13 protein-coding genes and 2 pseudogenes are annotated in these 17,013 nt (G+C 34.3%); 4 read left to right on the top strand and 11 right to left on the bottom strand.

Features of this window, described 5'->3' with window-relative positions; genetic code table 11:
* Positions 1 to 279 precede the first annotated feature (279 nt).
* The 3 genes from OPR24_RS04750 to OPR24_RS04760 form a co-directional block, all read right to left on the bottom strand.
* Complete coding sequence (locus OPR24_RS04750; RefSeq protein WP_406833283.1) at positions 280 to 1,035, bottom strand: cytochrome c1; 756 nt, start codon at positions 1,033 to 1,035, stop codon at positions 280 to 282.
* A 5-nt stretch (positions 1,036 to 1,040) separates the two neighbouring features.
* Positions 1,041 to 2,264 carry a cytochrome b gene (locus OPR24_RS04755; RefSeq protein WP_265032874.1) on the bottom strand — a complete coding sequence of 408 codons (1,224 nt, stop codon included), beginning with the start codon at positions 2,262 to 2,264 and terminating at the stop codon, positions 1,041 to 1,043.
* Positions 2,265 to 2,352: 88 nt separating this feature from the next.
* Positions 2,353 to 2,604, bottom strand: coding sequence for a DnaJ domain-containing protein (locus OPR24_RS04760; RefSeq protein WP_264329184.1), 252 nt, complete (start codon positions 2,602 to 2,604; stop codon positions 2,353 to 2,355).
* A gap of 169 nt (positions 2,605 to 2,773) precedes the next feature.
* On the opposite strand from OPR24_RS04760, the gene OPR24_RS04765 reads away from it, so the two are divergent.
* Positions 2,774 to 3,346: a NifU family protein gene (locus OPR24_RS04765; protein WP_265032875.1), complete on the top strand. Its 573-nt coding sequence runs from the start codon at positions 2,774 to 2,776 to the stop codon at positions 3,344 to 3,346.
* Positions 3,343 to 4,569: a histidine--tRNA ligase gene (gene hisS / locus OPR24_RS04770; protein ID WP_265032876.1), complete on the top strand. Its 1,227-nt coding sequence runs from the start codon at positions 3,343 to 3,345 to the stop codon at positions 4,567 to 4,569. Before OPR24_RS04765 ends, hisS begins: the two co-directional genes overlap by 4 nt.
* Positions 4,570 to 4,589: 20 nt before the next feature.
* Here hisS and surE read toward each other — a convergent pair whose 3' ends face one another.
* Positions 4,590 to 5,342, bottom strand: coding sequence for a 5'/3'-nucleotidase SurE (gene surE, locus OPR24_RS04775; protein ID WP_265032878.1), 753 nt, complete (start codon positions 5,340 to 5,342; stop codon positions 4,590 to 4,592).
* 323 nt (positions 5,343 to 5,665) lie between these two features.
* On the opposite strand from surE, the pseudogene OPR24_RS04780 reads away from it, so the two are divergent.
* Positions 5,666 to 6,677: pseudogene (locus OPR24_RS04780) on the top strand (IS630 family transposase).
* Between the two features lie 311 nt (positions 6,678 to 6,988).
* Here the strand turns inward: OPR24_RS04780 and OPR24_RS06540 are convergent.
* On the bottom strand, positions 6,989 to 7,201 hold the full coding sequence (locus tag OPR24_RS06540; protein WP_406833295.1) for a DUF2905 domain-containing protein: 213 nt from the start codon (positions 7,199 to 7,201) through the stop codon (positions 6,989 to 6,991).
* A 121-nt stretch (positions 7,202 to 7,322) separates the two neighbouring features.
* Here OPR24_RS06540 and OPR24_RS04785 point away from each other — a divergent pair, with 121 nt between their 5' ends.
* On the top strand, positions 7,323 to 7,760 hold the full coding sequence (locus OPR24_RS04785) for an Hsp20/alpha crystallin family protein (protein ID WP_265032777.1): 438 nt from the start codon (positions 7,323 to 7,325) through the stop codon (positions 7,758 to 7,760).
* 689 nt (positions 7,761 to 8,449) lie between these two features.
* Here the strand turns inward: OPR24_RS04785 and OPR24_RS04790 are convergent.
* The 6 genes and pseudogenes from OPR24_RS04790 to bamA form a co-directional block, all read right to left on the bottom strand.
* The gene (locus tag OPR24_RS04790; RefSeq protein WP_265032778.1) at positions 8,450 to 9,406 is read right to left on the bottom strand and encodes a helix-turn-helix domain-containing protein; all 957 of its coding nucleotides are present in this window, start codon (positions 9,404 to 9,406) and stop codon (positions 8,450 to 8,452) included.
* A gap of 183 nt (positions 9,407 to 9,589) precedes the next feature.
* Positions 9,590 to 10,601: pseudogene (locus tag OPR24_RS04795) on the bottom strand (IS630 family transposase).
* A gap of 83 nt (positions 10,602 to 10,684) precedes the next feature.
* Positions 10,685 to 13,654, bottom strand: a complete 2,970-nt coding sequence (locus OPR24_RS04800; RefSeq protein WP_265032880.1) for a WPE palindromic element domain-containing protein — start codon at positions 13,652 to 13,654, stop codon at positions 10,685 to 10,687.
* Positions 13,655 to 13,683: 29 nt separating this feature from the next.
* Positions 13,684 to 14,124 (bottom strand): 3-hydroxyacyl-ACP dehydratase FabZ, encoded by a 441-nt coding sequence (fabZ, locus tag OPR24_RS04805; RefSeq protein WP_253309601.1) that lies wholly within the window; start codon positions 14,122 to 14,124, stop codon positions 13,684 to 13,686.
* Between the two features lie 4 nt (positions 14,125 to 14,128).
* Positions 14,129 to 14,680: an OmpH/Skp family outer membrane protein gene (locus tag OPR24_RS04810; protein ID WP_265032882.1), complete on the bottom strand. Its 552-nt coding sequence runs from the start codon at positions 14,678 to 14,680 to the stop codon at positions 14,129 to 14,131.
* Positions 14,681 to 17,011 carry an outer membrane protein assembly factor BamA gene (bamA, locus tag OPR24_RS04815; protein ID WP_265032884.1) on the bottom strand — a complete coding sequence of 777 codons (2,331 nt, stop codon included), beginning with the start codon at positions 17,009 to 17,011 and terminating at the stop codon, positions 14,681 to 14,683. It abuts the gene before it with no gap.
* Positions 17,012 to 17,013: the final 2 nt, after the last annotated feature.

Here is a 17,013-nt window from a genome sequence, read left to right on the forward strand (position 1 = left end):
TAAAAGTTTTATAAAGACATGAGGTGCACATAGTGCAAAAAATTAAGCATGATTTACGCCAAATACATTAAGTTTTTTTGTCATTAATCCACTGCAGAGATTGCGAAGATAAATAAATAGCTTCAGTGTTATGATAAGGGGGCTGGTGGAGTTTGTCAAGTAAGTTTTTCGTTTCTATGTTGTCAGCTACTTGCACGACACCTCTGGGCACTGCCGTCATAAAGGAACCAGTGTTAGCTACTTGGATGACAACCATTGTATTTGAGGCAAAATTGACTATCACTTCTTTTTATAGAGCTTGCTCCAAATTCTATTGTTAGTTAATACAAAAAACACTGTTAAAATTATAAAATACGCCACTACTTTTAATCCAAGTTTATGCCGGCGCTCTAATTCTGGCTCTGCTGCCCATTGTAAAAAATTTATCACATCATACGCCATATTTTCAACTGTGGCTTGTCTTGCACCATCATATTCCACCATTCCTTCAGAAAGTGGTGGCGCCATAGCTAACCTGCCTGTTAAAAAGTAAGGGTTGAAGTATAAATCATTTTCATCGTGCTCGCCGTTTTGATAGCCTGTTAACAGTGAATAGACATAATTTGCACCATCATGCCTTGCTTTAATAATTAACGATAAGTCTGGTGGAACTGCACCATTATTGCTTGCTGCAGCTGCTTCTTTTGTATCAAAAGGTGCAATAAAATAATCCGAAGGTACTCCAGGTCTATCGAACATTTCACCCAAATCATTCGGACCATCTTTAACTTGATAAGAAGCTGCAATCTGTTTTATATCTTCTTCAGAAAAACCAACATCTTGCAAATTACGAAATGCTATCCTATTCATTGAATGACAAGCAGCACAGACTTCTTTATACACTTTATAGCCTCGTTGAATTGACTCTCTATCGAAAGATCCGGTAATTCCATCAAATTTCCAGTCCATTTTTTTATTTGGTGATGGTTTGAATTCTTCTGCATACACAAAATTAGCAAAAAACAATATGCAAAGTATAGCTAACATACTTCTCATCAGCATTACTTCATCTCCGGCACAGAATCACTTAAGATTTTTGGTGGTTCTTTTGGCTTTTCATACTTACTAAGAAGCGGTAAAATTATTACAAAATATGCAAAATAATAAAGAGTGGATAGCCTACTCATAGTGATGTAAGGCTCTTTCACCTCTTGTCCTCCAAGCCAGGCAAGAAGTGCAAAATTTATTGCGAAAACCCAAAAAAATTTTTTGAACACTGGGCGATAAGCACCACTTTTAACTTTTGATTTATCAAGCCAAGGTAACAAAAACCAAACTAAAATAGACGCAAACATGGTAAGCACACCAGTAAGTTTATCTGGAATTGAACGTAGCATTGCATAAAAAGGTAAAAAGTACCACTCTGGCACTATATGTACCGGAGTGACCATAGAATCAGCTTCTATATAATTGTCTGGATGCCCAAGATAATTAGGAGCATAGAAAACAAATGCAAACAAAACTACAAAAAACAGACCAAAAGTTATGCAATCCTTGACTATATAATAAGGATAGAGAGGAATGGTATCCTTATCTGATTTTACCTCCACTCCACTTGGGTTACCAGAGCCAAACCTATGCAGAGCTATCACATGAAGCATAGCTAAAGCAATAATAACAAAAGGCAGAAGATAATGCAGAGCGAAAAAACGGTTAAGTGTTGGGTTATCCACTGAAAAACCACCCCATAACCATATAACTATTTTATTGCCAACTAAAGGTATAGCAGAAAATAAATTGGTTATAACTGTTGCACCCCAGAAACTCATTTGTCCCCAAGGCAATACATATCCCATAAAGGCAGTTGCCATCATTGCAAAAAATATAAATATACCAACAAACCACACCATCTCTCGTGGCCTCTTGTAAGATCCGTAATATAACCCACGCATTATATGAACATAGACTACCATAAAGAAGAGCGATGCTCCAACAGCGTGAGTGTAGCGTATTAACCACCCGTAATTCACATCTCGCATTATGCGCTCTACACTATTAAACGCATAATCAACATGCGGAGTGTAGTGCATAGCAAGAAATATACCTGTTATTATTTGTAAAATTAGCGCTATACCAGCCAAAGAGCCAAAGTTCCAAGCATAATTTAAGTTTTTTGGTACTTGGTAAGAAGCAGTGTGTTTCAAAAAAGAAAATATAGGCAATCTATATTCTATCCACCCTAATATGCCTTTTTCCTCTTCTATCGTTGTTTTTTTTTTCTGCATAACTTAAAGCTTTCTCTACCTTTAACTCGTTTTATTGTAGCAACTTATCCTTTACACACAAATAAAAAGTTTAAAGCGATATTAATTACTACCTCTTCAGCAACCTATCACGTGCCGCATTTAATTTCTGTGCAAAATACTCTGAGCCTCCCTTATCTGGGTGAACTAATTTCATTAAATTTTGATATGCTTTATTAATTTCATTTTGACTTGCCTCAGGATTCAGCCCCAGTATCTTTAATGCTTCATCTTTGGACATGTTATCACCAGTGTAATTTTCAGTATAACTTCTACTGCTATTAAATTCGTTCAAAAACTTACTCAATATAGAGTTCATCATGAAACTTATGTTATTTTTTTTTGTCAGGAAAAGAAAAAATACAACAACGCTAGGCAAGACAAATGTAATTACTATGAATATTAAAAAAAGAAAAAAGATGAATGACATGTATATTTTTTTATCATTTTATGATTAAATAGTAACAATTATAATTGTCATGGTAAATAACATGTTCATCCAGATTGAAGAAACACCAAATCCAAACACACTGAAATTTCTCCCTGGATTTGCAATTCTAAACGAAGGAAAAACGGCTGATTTTTCAAATGCAGATGAAATAAAAAACTCCAAGTTAGCAGCAAATCTTTTTCAAATAGAACATGTGGTAAGAGTGTTTTTTGGTCATGATTTTATTTCAGTAACAAAATTGGGTGGAATTAATTGGGATACATTAAAAGTAGAAATGTTAACTACAATCATGGATCACTTTACTTCAGGTGGAAAAGCACTAGATAAAGAAGGAGTAAATGATAATAATATACCGGATGAAGAATTTTTTGATAAAAATGATATAGAAATTGTAAATAGAATAAAAGAATTGATGGAAAGTTATATCAAACCTGCAGTTGCTCAAGATGGTGGCGATATCAAATTTCGTGGCTATAAAGACGGGATAGTTTATGTTGAGTTACAAGGAGCTTGCTCTGGATGCCCAAGTGCTGCAATTACTTTAAAGCAAGGAGTGCAGAATATGCTGAGCTACCACATACCAGAGGTTGCAGGTATAGAGACCACACTATGACTAATCAAACGGTTAGAGGAACAAAAGATCTCTTGTTTGATGAATGGTACAAGTTTAAACACATAGAGCAAACAACAAGCAGAATCTCAAGCCTATATGGCTTTTTACCTGCTCAAACTCCGATATTTGAATATACGGAAGTTTTCACAAAGACTTTAGGTGATAGCTCAGACATCATCACTAAAGAGATGTACACCTTTAATGATAAAGGGGGAAAGAGCATAACTTTACGTCCTGAGTTCACTGCAGCGGTTGTTAGGCTATTAATTGAAAAAAAACTGCAAACGCCGATAAAATTATTTTCAACAGGGCCTGCATTTCGTTACGAAAGACCGCAAAAGGGAAGACAGAGGCAATTTCATCAGATAAATTTTGAGGTTTTTGGTGTAGAAGATTCAAAAGCCGATGTTGAATTGATATCACTCGCTCAGCACTTACTAACTGAATTTAGCATCAATAAAAATGTAAAGCTGGAAATCAACTCTTTAGGTGATAGTGAAACAATAACTAAGTATAGAGAAGCTTTGACCTTATACTTTACAAAGTATCAAAACGATCTATCAGAAGATAGCAAAAATAGGTTGATCAAAAATCCACTCAGAATACTGGATTCTAAGGATGAGAAAGATAGATTAATAATTTCTGATGCGCCTAAAATCAGTGATCACTATACAAAAGAATCTTCATATTTCTTTGACCAGGTGTTAAATGGACTGCAAGCTCTTGGCATACCTTACACTGTAAATAGCAAATTAGTTCGAGGTCTAGACTATTATTGTCACACAGTATTTGAATTTGTCACAGAAGATTTAGGTGCACAAGGGGCAGTTTTTGCCGGTGGAAGATACGATAATCTAGTATCTTCAGTAGGTGGAAAACACACTCCAGCGATAGGATTTGCAGGAGGTATTGAACGCATAATGGAGTTAATCAATTATTCTCCGAAAGAAGAGCGACCTATTTACCTAATTCCAATCGGCAGAGAGGCTGATGAACATGCTCTAACACTTGCGAATGAATTGCGCAGAAATGGTTTATATGTAGTCTACGAATATAGCGGAGCACTTAAAAACCGAATGAAAAAAGCAAATCAAGCAAATGCTAAAGCTGCTTTAATCTTTGGCAATGAAGAATTGAGTAGTAAAACTTTAAAGATTAAAAACATGGATACAGGTGAAGAAAAAATAATTGCTCGCGATAACACAATAGAAAACATCAATTAGGAGCAATGCAAATGTTTTTTTTAGTCAGCTATAGAAGAAAATTCGTCTGCACAAGAATTTTTCATAGCATTCAATGTATCATAATCTGTAAAATCTAATTTTACTGGTGTGATAGTAATAAATCCTTCTTTTATTTTATTTACACTACCACTGCCTGAGTGCTCTCGAGACCAATTTAAGCTAAAAAAGCCATTCGAATTTTCAGTAAAAGTTAAATCCCCATCAATGTTATATTCACCTTGTTCAGCAAATTCTACTCCTTTTACTTTTTCCGTAGCAGGAAAATTTACACTCATCACTATGTTTTTAGGCCAACTAACCTTAACTAGCTTGGCAATAACCTTTGGTGCAAAAACCTTTGTATTGTGCCAGTCTATTTTATCATGATAAACTTGGCTCAGCGCAATAGAAGGTATAGACCTTGCAGCACCTTCCATTACAGCACCAATTGTTCCTGAATAACAAATATCGTCCCCGACATTTGATCCAATATTTACTCCGGACAATATTAAGTCTGGTTTTTTATTCATAACTTTATTTAGCGCAATAATGACACAATCTGCAGGAGTACCAGACACACTAAATTCCCTTTCACTATGTTGGTTTATTCCAATAGATTGTTTCACTGGATAATCAAGAGATCTTGCAGCCCCGCTTCTATCAGTATCTGGTGCCACTATCCATATTTCTGACGCAAAATTCCGTGCAATCTCTTTGAGTAATTTTATTCCTTCACTTCCAAAGCCATCATCGTTTGTTATCAATATTATCATATACAATACTCAGCTATACAGTTCCAAATTATGTAAACCACTGACTGTAAATAAACTCATAAGGCTTTAGGTTTCTTTGCATAACTACGAACTGTAACAAAGAACCTGCTGTAAATCAATAAGAAAAGATTAGGAGTGAAAACAGGTTGGAAAGTATATAGCTAAAGTGGCTTAGGTTTACCTACAATTTGAAAAACAACAAATTCGTTATTCCGCTACTCGTTAGCGGAATCTATGCTGATACCAATTCCCACTATACAAAGAACGGATAAACAATAATGGGAAAAAAGCCATACTAAAGTAAGTGAAGTAGCGAGGTATAAATGGCATTAAGATCAAAATTATTGGATGAAAAAGTAGTAGAATCAGCAAAAGAAATGCTGAAGAAAGTAAGGAACAATGCATATGTTTCAAAAAAACTAAATGCTGTAATTGCGGCAAAAAAGCATAGTATAACGGCTGTAGCAAAAATATATTGAATTTCAAGAAGCGCACTAACTTCGTGGATAAAACTCTTGAAATTTGGCAGAGAAGAAAAACTGTTTGCTCCTCCATCACGCCGTAGAAAAACTAAATTAAATCAGGCTCAACTACAGCAAATTGAAGCATGTATAGAAGAAAATCCTAATATTACCATTAAAGAAATGAGAATAAGAATCCAGGAAAAGTTCGGATTAAATATCAGCAAATCTACAGTACACCGCCATATGCAAAAGATGAAATTTTCATATATTACACCAAGACCAGTACACAACGTACAAGATAAAAGTAAACAAGAGGAATTCAAAAAAAAATCTCAATGAAGTTATTGGCAAGTATCCAGAAAAAGAGCTATTTTTCTTTGATGAATCAAGGTTTGGCACACATTCGAAAGTTGGGCATGGATGGTTTAAAAAAGGCACTAGGACTCGGGTTAAAATAAAATTAGGTAGGCATAATTTTTATCTCTACAGTGCAGTTAATCCTAAAAATGGAGAGAGTTTTAGCTTATTTGCACTAAATGTTAACACTGATTGCATGAATGTATTTCTTGAGCAAATGTCGCAATATCTAGGGACAAGAGAAGCTGTTCTTGTTATGGACTGTGCTAGTTGGCATAAGTCAAAAAATTTAAAGGTAGCTAAAAATATTGAGATTATATACCTACCTCCATATTCACCTGAACTCAATCCTGTTGAGAGGCTTTGGTTATACATAAAACAGAACATTTTGCGCAATAAAATATACGATACAATTGCTCTGCTTTAGGGTGCTTTGTGCAAATTTATTACTTCTCTTGCCAGCTCCACAATTAAACAACTCTGCAATTTCTCCTATTTGACTGACCAACAATGAGAATTGGTATTAGATGAGGTACCGCCAATATCACTCAGTCAGTCAATGAACTCTTTACATTCTAGCGATAGTGATGTTGAAATAATCAGCAGATCACAATGTCGTTAATCTGACAGGAGTAGCAAGTTAAGCGGAAATGGCACAAGTGTGAAAGGAGGTAATGTTAGGTTAATGGTTTAAGAGATTTTCTAAAGAAATTATCTTGACGTTTATGTTTTTTCAAGCATGCCACTAGCTTTAAGGTTTTGTAGGCCAGTTGTTTGGTTAATAGAAACACTGCTTCAATTTAGTTAAAGTTCCTTGTATGCTCTCTAACGAAACCTATTAATTAGTAACATGATTAGACTTACTATACAACTTATCAAAAGTGAGGTAGTGATCGAAAAATAAAGTTTAAAATTACCTTTTTCAATATAGATATCGCCTGCTATACCAAGTTTTTGTATTAGAGAACAAAGAAGTCCTATTCCTGTAATGAGTAAACCAATTATACTAAAAAGCGTAGTATTAATTCTGTATTCAATTGTCGATTATCTAGAAAACCTTATCGATAACATACATGTATTTTAACTATAGTACAAAGTATTGAAATTAGTAAGTGAAATGACTATATAGGAAAGCATAAGAGTAATAAGGAGGTGTAACATGAGTAATCTAGTTCATTCAAATAAAAACGATAGTCTCAGCCTGAGAGGGCTGCAAAAAGCTGTTGATGACATGTTCAATAGCTTCTTTACGGGGTTTGGTCCGGAACTTAACAGAAAGGGTGTACCAGCTTGCGACTTTTATGAAACAAAAGAAAGCTATTGCCTGTCGTTAGATTTACCAGGTATCTCCAAAGAAAATATAGATATTAGCATATCTGGTGATAACTTAATAGTGAAGGGTGAAAAAACGTGTGATAATGAGTTGAAAGATAAGCAGTTTTACCATCGAGAAAGGTACTACGGCTCTTTCTATAGATCTATTCCGCTTCCAGTAAATGTAGAGCAAGATAAGGTATCTGCTAATTTTTCAGACGGAGTATTACATTTAACTATACCTAAGTCGGAAAAACATATTAAGAAAATTGATATAAAGTAACTGATAGAAAATAGCAGGTCTCTGGCTCGGGCTTGCTATTTTATCAAGGTGATCTTAAGGATGATATTATTAAGGTTAAAATATTTTTGTTGAGCAGTAATGCAGGTAAAAGATTGTAGAATATGATCTCAAAATTCTACTTTACGCCTTATAAATTGTTCCAGTTGTACGGAAATGGGGCTTTGCTTTGGAATGCTATAAAAGGTTTTGACGAAATGTCTACTAAAGAATTATGGTCCGTTTAAGTTGCTAATCTACAACAGGAATCACATGCTTTAGAAAAATTGTGCTTGCAATAGCTTTTATTCTTGCTATTTATCATACATAATATCTTTACAGGCTGGATGTTAATTGAAGATATTTTTAAGCCTGGGCAAGTTTTTAATAAGGCAGAAGTAAACGAAACAATCAAAAAAGCCAGAGAAGGGCAATGGTTTTAATGTGGTTAGCTAAGGGGCTTTTATTATGGCATCCGTTTATATAATGTTAGGCGTGCTCTTTATTGTTATTCTCGATAGTTCATTAAACTCTTAATAAACAGGGTGAAAAGCTCCGTAAGCTCAAGTTAAGGAGAAATGGCGGAAGTGTGGAGAAAGGTAATCTTTAATTAATGATTTAAGATCTCTTCTAAATAAGTTATCTTATTTTACTCTCTTGATGCTTATGCTCTTTCAAGCATACCACTAGCTTTAAGATCCTGTAGCCTGATGTACTACATTGATAGGAACACCTACCTCAAGTAGATTCTTTGCCACTTCTATTTCCCCTATTTTTTTACCCTTTTCTTTATCAATCTGTATTCTTTTAGATACTGACATAATTAATGAATAAAATTTATCACGTATTTCTTGATCATCAATTTTTTCATACTCTCTCACTAAATCTAGTACCCCATTTTCTCCCTCTCTATCCTCATTACTTCTTTCAATTTCAACATTGCCTTTTTCTATTAGTTCACTAATTTTCGGCAGTAGAGTTTGAGCGTGCGTTGATAATTCGTCTGCTATGTTACGTAGTTTTCCTATTGTCATGATATGGGTTCCTTGCTCATAGCGTCGTATTTGACCACCTGTTAAACCGACTTCATTTCCTAAATCCTCCTGAGAACGTCCTCTTGCTAGCCTCCAGTCTTTCATATTTTCCCCTGTTTTATAGGCTATAAAATTAACTATCTCTGTTTTATCATGTTTCTTAAGTTCATCTTTAGACAAGCCTGTTGTTTGGAGGATGACATCAACAGAAATACCCGCTTTAAGTAGATTCTTTGCTACTTTAATCTTTCCTGCTTCTCTACCCTCTTCTTCTCCCATCTGGATAGATTTATTTAATGCAGAGGCTATCTTACATAATTCCTGGTTCCTAAATTTTTTACATTCTCTAACTAGATTTAATGTTTTTTCTACCTCACCTTTCTCTGATGCCATCGATTCAGGCAGTAGTTTTGCCATATCAATCATTAGTTCCACTACTATCATACAGAATATAATGATTGAAATCGGATTTTCCCCTCGCTCATATCTGGACATTTGCTTCTCTAATACTCCGACTTTACTTCCTAGACCTGCCTGAGTATATCTTTTCTTTTCCCTCTCATGTTTTAATTTTTTCCCTACTTCGTAGTCTGTTAACTTTGTGTCAGTAGTCATGTCTCTTTAATATACCTTGAGACACATATATACTCTTTAATCTAAGATTCTATTAACTCTCCTACCTTACACTAGAAATAGGAGAAAAGAGGTTTCTGCTTTCTCTAAATATGTGCACCACGACTGATAAGGTACTCCTTCACGTCCTCTTTAATATCTTTATCTTGATATTCATACCAATTCTCATTGTTGGTCAGTCAAATAGGAGAAATTGCAGAGTTGTTTAATTGTGAAGCTGGCAAGAGAAGTAATAAATTTGCACAAAGCACCCTAAAGCAGAGCAATTGTATCGTATATTTTATTGCGCAAAATGTTCTGTTTTATATATAACCAAAGCCTCTCAACAAGATTTAGCTCAGGTGAATATGTAGGTAGGTATATAATGTCGATATTTTTAGGTACCTTTAAATTTTTTGACCTATGCCAACTAGCACAGTCCATAACGAGAAAAGCCTCTCGTGTTTCTAGATATTGCGACATCTGCTCAAGAAATATGTTCATGCAATCAGTGTTGACATTTGGTGCAAATAAGCTAGAACTCTCTCCATTTCTAGGATTAACCGCACTATAGAGATAGAAATTTTGCCTAACTAATTTTGTTTTAACCTGTGTTCTAATCCCCTTTTTAAACCACCCATGTCCAACCTTTGAATGTGTGCCAAACCTTGATTCATCAAAGAAAAATAGCTCTTTTTCTGGATACTTGCTAATAGCTCCATTGAGATTTTTTTTTGAATTCCTCTTGTTTGCTTTTATCTTGTCCATTATGAACTGGTCTGGGTGTAATATATGAGAATTTCATCTTTTGCATATAGCGGTGTACTGTAGATTTGCTGATATTTAATCCGAACTTTTCCTGGATTCTTATTCTCATTTCTTTAATGGTAATATTAGGATTTTCTTCTATCCACTCTTCAATTTGCCGTAGTTGATCCTGATTTAATTTAGTTTTTCTACGCCGTTGTGGAGGAGTAAACAGTTTTTCTTTTCTGCCAAATTTCAAGAGTTTTACCCACGAAGTTAGTGCGCTTCTTGAAATGCAATATATTTTTGCTACAGCCGCTATACTGTGCTTTTTTGCTGCAATTACAGCATTTAGTTTTTTTGAAACATATGCATTGTTCCTTACTTTCTTCAGCATTTCTTTTGCTGATTCTACTACTTTTTCATCCAATAATTTTAATCTTAATGCCATTTATACCTCAACTATTTTACTTGCTTCATTATGGCTTTTCTTCCATCATTGTCCATCTGGTTGCCTTGTAATGGGAATTGGTATTAGCAAACCTCAGTAGGGCTGCCAGTTGGACCCATAAGAATTACTTGTTCACCTTCTTTAAAACATTTACATAAATTAGTGGAACCGCCAGTTTCAAGCACAATAGTGGAAATAATTCCTTTTTTTTTGTCTACTTCAGTGCCGGTTACGGCTATACCTTCCATAGCAAGGTTTGTATTATTGGCTTTTCTGCTATTGGTTTCAAAATTTTGCAACCTAAAGAATTGTCCAGGTTTAAAATTCTTTGCCGCAAGTGGTGCTTTGATCACTATTTCCACAACTTTGTCTGTTAAATATTGAACTTTTATAACCTTTGCAGTGAATTGCTCTTTGATTTTATTGAAAAATTCTTTGTTAACCAGGTGTTCTGATATTATTCCAGCGCGTGACGCTTTAGTGTACAAATGCTGCAATTTGTAGGTAATTCGCATAGCAGGTGGTGTCATGCAAGTAGCTGACACTGGAATCCAGTTCTGACTATACAACCATCTGGTGTACTCATTCAAAATTAAGTTTTCTGGATCCCAGTGTCTGGGCACTGGAATGACATCTTTTTTGGTGAAAGTTACTCTTATATTACAACATTCATACAATTGTGCATATGACTCTGAGATTCTAGCTGGAGTGGCAGAAATGAAGCTATTAACTCTATTCAAAAGCTGAGAAACGATAGGGTAACCATTCTTAGCGCTTGCCATAGCTTTCACGACGCTGCCGCTATACGAAGGATGAAGATCACCAAAAAAGCTAATTGTTTTATTGCCTTGCTTATATACTAATATTCTGTCTTTATTCTGCATCTTAGGAGAAAATATTGGATCTATTTCTTTTCCTGATGAATTCAAATGAGTAAAATACCCATTGCTTAATTTAAAATGCTTTTTATCTTCTGTTGCAATAACTGTATTTGGCTCAGTACCTGCTGCTATAAAAATAGAACGTGCTTTCATGCATTTGATTTTGCCGGATTTTGTGTCTATTAGTTTTATTGATTCAGCATGATTATATTTATCCGTCACAACTTCAACTGGCTCTAAGTTTTCAATAAAGTAAATCCCTTCTAAAAGTGCATTTTGCACCTCTTCGCTATTTAATCGATAACTTGGCGAATCTTTTAGCTCTTTTCTATATACAACTTTCACTCCCCCCAAACTCTGCATTAACTCTAATATTTTTATTTCTCTACTCTCTTTTTTTGCTAACTTTTGCTTTTCTCGGATCAATTGTGCGTGCGATATAAACTCATTCGCAATTTCGCGCTCTTCCTCTGTCCAATCCTTTTCAACACAGTCCTTTCCATACTTATCAACTAATATCTCATAACGAAGAAGAAATTTTTCTGCTTGAATTGGATAATACGCTAAAGCTTCAGTGGCAGTGTCAATCGCAGTAAGCCCCGCACCTATGACAACTATCGGCATACGAACTTGCAGATTTGCTATAGAATCAAATTTAAGAGCGCCAGTCAGTTGTAACGACATAAGAAAGTCAGATGCCATACGCACTCCACGAGCTAGTATATTCTTTATTTTGATCATTCGTTGCTTGCCAGAGCCAAGTGCTAGTGCGATGTGATCAAAACCCAAGTTGAAAGCATCATCAACATTAATCGTGCCACCAAAACGAATGCCCCCATAAAGTGCAAAATTCTCTCGTCTTTCCAGCAGTAATCTAATAATCTTTAAGTAATTTTTATCCCACCTAGAAGTAATGCCATATTCTGCCACTCCACCAAACCCACCTGCCGTGCGTTCACTCAATTTTTCGTGTTCAAAATCTTTAATTAGCTGGAAATTATCGATTAAAGGTTCAATCTTTAGTCCATCAATGGCGATAACGTTATGCCCATCATTCAACAAATGATAAGCTAAATTAAAACCAGCAGGACCAAGGCCTACAACTAGAACGTTTTTTCCGGTGTTTTCTCTTGGCAATGAACGCTGAAAATTTAAAGGATTCCAACGGCTGAGCAGAGAATATATTTCAAATCCGTACGGTAAACTAAGCACATCATCCAAAATCCTTGTTTCAATCATTGGCACATTCACAGGTTCTTGTTTCTGATATATGCATGAGTTCATGCAGTCATTGCATATTCTGTGCCCAGTAGCCGCACATAATGGGTTATCTATCATCACAATTGCAAGGCTTGCTATGCTGTAACCTTCGCTTTTCACCAGATTCATTTCTGATATTTTCTGTTCTAGTGGACAGCCATGCAGCTCAACTTTTAGTGGGGACTGTTTAAAAGTATTGTCGTTATTAATTAGCCCCTTTGAGCAGCTGTCCTTATTTTGCTTATGACAGAATATGCAGTAGTGAGCGTTATCTAATGCTTTGTTCAAACTCACCTTTTTGCTTGTTAGATCAAAACCATATCGTCTTTTTACTTCATTTGAATACAGCACTTCAACTTTGTCCACTTCTTTTTTAGAAAATGGCATGAGGTTTTCGTGGTTGATTTTTTTATGAATACTGAATAATATACTCTGTTTATTTTTTACTCTCCACACTGCATATTGTGCCGCAAGTTCTATTTCTTCTTTGTGATTTTCTTTATCTTCAAACCAATGCATCACCTGCTCGGCAAAATTTTTTTCTGTTGTTGGCAAAGTGAGAAAATGACTTAGTTTGTTAGTAATATCTATATTCGCCACATTAATGTATTTCTTCAATGCGTAGCGTTGGACAAATAACCTTTTGCATTTATATATCACAGCAAAGTCATTGTGTTTTTTCTTTAGCTCTTCTATTTCTTTTTCAATGTTGAAAAGTTTTGCAATGAACTCGTCAAATAAATATGAGAGGTCTATTATTAACTGGCTATCACCAATCTGATTTTCCCTTGCTTCAATTAATGAACAAAACAAGCTTTCATCACATGATTTAATATAATTCAAAAATGTCTCATCCAATTTTATTAATCCACTGCGAGTATATAAATTTGAAAATGAGGTATTAAGCTGCATTATAGAGTATGCACACCGTCTTTTGTATATTACGTATTTTGTAGCATAGCTAAAATCGTTGCTTCTGCAACCTTTTCTTCACCAACACAAGCAATACACTCAAATTTACATGCACTTAAACGTGCGTTTTTAACATTAGCTTGCAGAATCAGTGTGTCCCCTGGAGTGACTGGCTTTCTGAATTTTGCATTTTCAATAGACATAAAGTAAATAGCTTTGTTTTCTATTGTACCTTGACTTTCTTTACCAAGAACACATATAGCAGATGCTTGAGCTAGAGATTCAATTATCAAGACTCCTGGCATTATTGGATGACCAGGGAAATGACCAATAAAAAATGGCTCATTGAAAGTCACATTTTTGATTGCTTTTATACTTTTACCAGGATCACACTCTATAACCCTATCTACTAAGAGAAACGGATAAGAATGTGGTAGTATTTTTATAATATCACTGATATTAAATTGCATAAGCCTACTCAATGCCTTTTAAAGCAAATTCAGGTATTTCCTTGTTTATATTGTTTAATACCATATCCGATAAATCAACTTCATCCATAGAGTATAAAACTTGGTTCTTTTTTGAAATAAATAGTACCAAATCTATGTTGTCTTTTTCTGCCGTTTTTTTAGCAACTTCTTTTATCTTGTTAAAAACACTCTCTACTGCATCTCTATAACTTTCTTCTAAATACAACATTTTTTTAGCGTAAGCATCTCTAGCATTTACAGTATGCTTATTAAACTGTTCTGTCTTTTCCTTTTTTGCTTCTTCTGACAAAAGTTCAAATTCTTCTTTTGATGGCTTAAGTTTTTCTAACTCACTTTCAAATTCTTGTTGTAATCTAGAATTCTGCTCCTTTATTTGTTGTTGTATGTTTTGCAGAGCAAGAGATTCATTGATAACTTTATCACTATCAATAATGGCAGCCTTTGTGTTCTGAGGTTGATATCCTGCAAACTTATACCCCACAAATAAGGAAATAATTAAGGCAATAACTGATATAAATAACTGTATATATTTCATTCAAATCCCCGCTTCAATAGAAAATTTAACATTTGGTGATGGTATTATATCATAAGATTCCTTTACTAAAGGAAACCCAAAATCTAATCTAAGTCTACCAAAAGGAGAAGGCATTGAAAAGCCAAAACCTGGTGACACTCTTATAAGCTTACTATCATTATATGGATCTTTATATTTCTCATTTTTATCATCTAAGCCAAAAAGTGTTGCATAGTCAACAAATAATGAGCCTTTGATACCAGCATAGTCATATAGTTTTGGTAGTGGGAAATCTACTTGCTGTGTTAAATTGAAATAAGTTTTGCCTCCTAACGAGCTTTTATTGTTGTCTATTGCTCTTGGTCCGATACCAGAAAGATCAAACCCTCTAATCTCATTACCCCCTTTAAAAAAGTGCTGGCCAATGTTTAAATCTTCATCGGTATAAGAAAAAATATGACCTGCCGCCATCTTAAAGCGCAGTATTATGCTATCGTCAATTTCACTTAATATAGGATGTGTGTAAAAAGACAAGAACTCAGATTTTAGGAAGTTTACATTCCCTCCCAATCCTGAAATATCCTGACTTATACGCAATAAATATCCTTCTTTTGGAGCATAAAGATTATCCAGTTTATTATATGCCAATGTGTATCCTACTGATGAAATCTGATGTTCACCTCCTTGCCCCTTTATTATATCAGAGATGTCATTGTCTTTTCCACCCTTATTATCCATGTGTATACGGTTATACTTGTAAGAGTAGCGAATGGAATTAGTTAAGTTTTCTATAACTTTGTATGATAATTTTGTTGAAAATCCCATGTCACAACTGTCGAAGCTAGTGTGTGGTTTATCTTGTTCTTCATAAAATACGCCCACACCTAGTGATGTATCAGAATCGTTAAAATTATTTTCAACAACCTCTACATTAGTAGAAAGTGAATATTTACTTTTTTCAAGAGCAAAAGAGAGCTCTTTACCACTACCAAATAAATTACGATCTGTGAAATCAGTTTTTACAAATGCTCCGCCAGGAAAGGACATACCTCCTGCTAAAGATAATGAGGCAGTTCTTTTTTCTTTAACATTTAAGTCAAGATTTACTGCATTGTCATTAACTGCATAACTATTTACTTTCACTGTTTCAAAAAAATCACTACTCATTAGTTTTTTACGTGATTTTTGAATCTCAGATATATTGTACGCATCACCTTCTGCTATACTTAGCTTACTTCTGATCACCTTATCTAAAGTGCGATCGTTACCATCAATTGTAATTTGATTTATATAAATCTTTTTACCCGGAAGCACTCTGTAGGTCACATCTACAACATTGTCACGTTGTGCATACTCTGGATTAACTTTTGCAAATATATATCCTTTCTCATTTAAATACTTGTTTATTTTTTCTACTGTATTATTAATTTTAACTCTATTAAATATCTTATCGTTTTCCTCTGTTATAAAGTCCAATATTTCTTCTTTTAGGCTTAAATCCTGAATTTCAGTTTCAATATTAACCTCATTATTTCCAAACAAATATTGCTGTCCTTCGTCAATCAAAAAAGTCAATTCTATCTGATTGTTATTATCAACCTCAACAATCGGTTGAATATTATTTTGAATATATCCCTTAGACGAATAAAAACGATCGAGCAATTCTGTGTTAATCAATAAATATTGTGGTGAATAACGAGTTCCGCCCTTAAACATGGCTCTAAATAACTTACTAAATATGTCATTACTATGCACTTTAATAGCTTGCTCTAGCTCGTTTTCAGAAAAGTTTTTGTTACCTATAAATCTTATATCCTTAATTTTAGAGGTTTTACCTTCTTTTATTTTAAAAATTAGATCGACCCTATTACTATCAAGCTTATTCAGCTCATATGCAACGTTAACACCAACCTTACCGTTATTTCTATAAGTAGTGATTAAATTCATTAAATCGTTTTGCAATTTTGTTTCAGTGAAAATAGTTAGCGATTTTGATTGAATTACATTATTTAGCAGCTCTTTGCTGTTAAATAATTTATTACCCTTTAATATTATCTTGTCAATTAGTGGATTTTCTTGAATTTTTACTACTAAATTTTTTTTATCATCGATATAAGCGTTAACACTAGCAAACAACTTTGTTTTATATAAACCTTTTATAATCGAATCTATATCATCGTCGTCTACATAGCTACCAGGTTCTAACTTTATATAAAACCCTATTGTTTGATTGCTTACCCGCTCATTGCCAATGCATTTGATATCCTTTATCTGCACTTTTTCCTTATTTTCTAAAGCAACAAGTAAAGCAGGAAAAATTACTATCAATAATATGCAAAGTAGCTTTTTCATGT

Origin of the sequence: Wolbachia endosymbiont (group A) of Sicus ferrugineus (assembly GCF_947251515.1) — a bacterium.
GTDB lineage: Bacteria > Pseudomonadota > Alphaproteobacteria > Rickettsiales > Anaplasmataceae > Wolbachia.

What these genes read in the sequence shown, in the direction of transcription:
- surE (WP_265032878.1), bottom strand. Translation starts at nt 5,342, where the DNA reads ATGATAATATTGATAACAAACGATGATGGCTTTGGAAGTGAAGGAATA.
- fabZ (WP_253309601.1), bottom strand. Translation starts at nt 14,124, where the DNA reads ATGCAATTTAATATCAGTGATATTATAAAAATACTACCACATTCTTAT.
- OPR24_RS04765 (WP_265032875.1), top strand. Translation starts at nt 2,774, where the DNA reads ATGTTCATCCAGATTGAAGAAACACCAAATCCAAACACACTGAAATTT.
- OPR24_RS04755 (WP_265032874.1), bottom strand. Translation starts at nt 2,264, where the DNA reads ATGCAGAAAAAAAAAACAACGATAGAAGAGGAAAAAGGCATATTAGGG.
- bamA (WP_265032884.1), bottom strand. Translation starts at nt 17,011, where the DNA reads ATGAAAAAGCTACTTTGCATATTATTGATAGTAATTTTTCCTGCTTTA.
- OPR24_RS04750 (WP_406833283.1), bottom strand. Translation starts at nt 1,035, where the DNA reads ATGAGAAGTATGTTAGCTATACTTTGCATATTGTTTTTTGCTAATTTT.
- OPR24_RS04760 (WP_264329184.1), bottom strand. Translation starts at nt 2,604, where the DNA reads ATGATGAACTCTATATTGAGTAAGTTTTTGAACGAATTTAATAGCAGT.
- OPR24_RS04810 (WP_265032882.1), bottom strand. Translation starts at nt 14,680, where the DNA reads ATGAAATATATACAGTTATTTATATCAGTTATTGCCTTAATTATTTCC.
- hisS (WP_265032876.1), top strand. Translation starts at nt 3,343, where the DNA reads ATGACTAATCAAACGGTTAGAGGAACAAAAGATCTCTTGTTTGATGAA.
- OPR24_RS04800 (WP_265032880.1), bottom strand. Translation starts at nt 13,654, where the DNA reads ATGCAGCTTAATACCTCATTTTCAAATTTATATACTCGCAGTGGATTA.
- OPR24_RS04790 (WP_265032778.1), bottom strand. Translation starts at nt 9,406, where the DNA reads ATGACTACTGACACAAAGTTAACAGACTACGAAGTAGGGAAAAAATTA.
- OPR24_RS04785 (WP_265032777.1), top strand. Translation starts at nt 7,323, where the DNA reads ATGAGTAATCTAGTTCATTCAAATAAAAACGATAGTCTCAGCCTGAGA.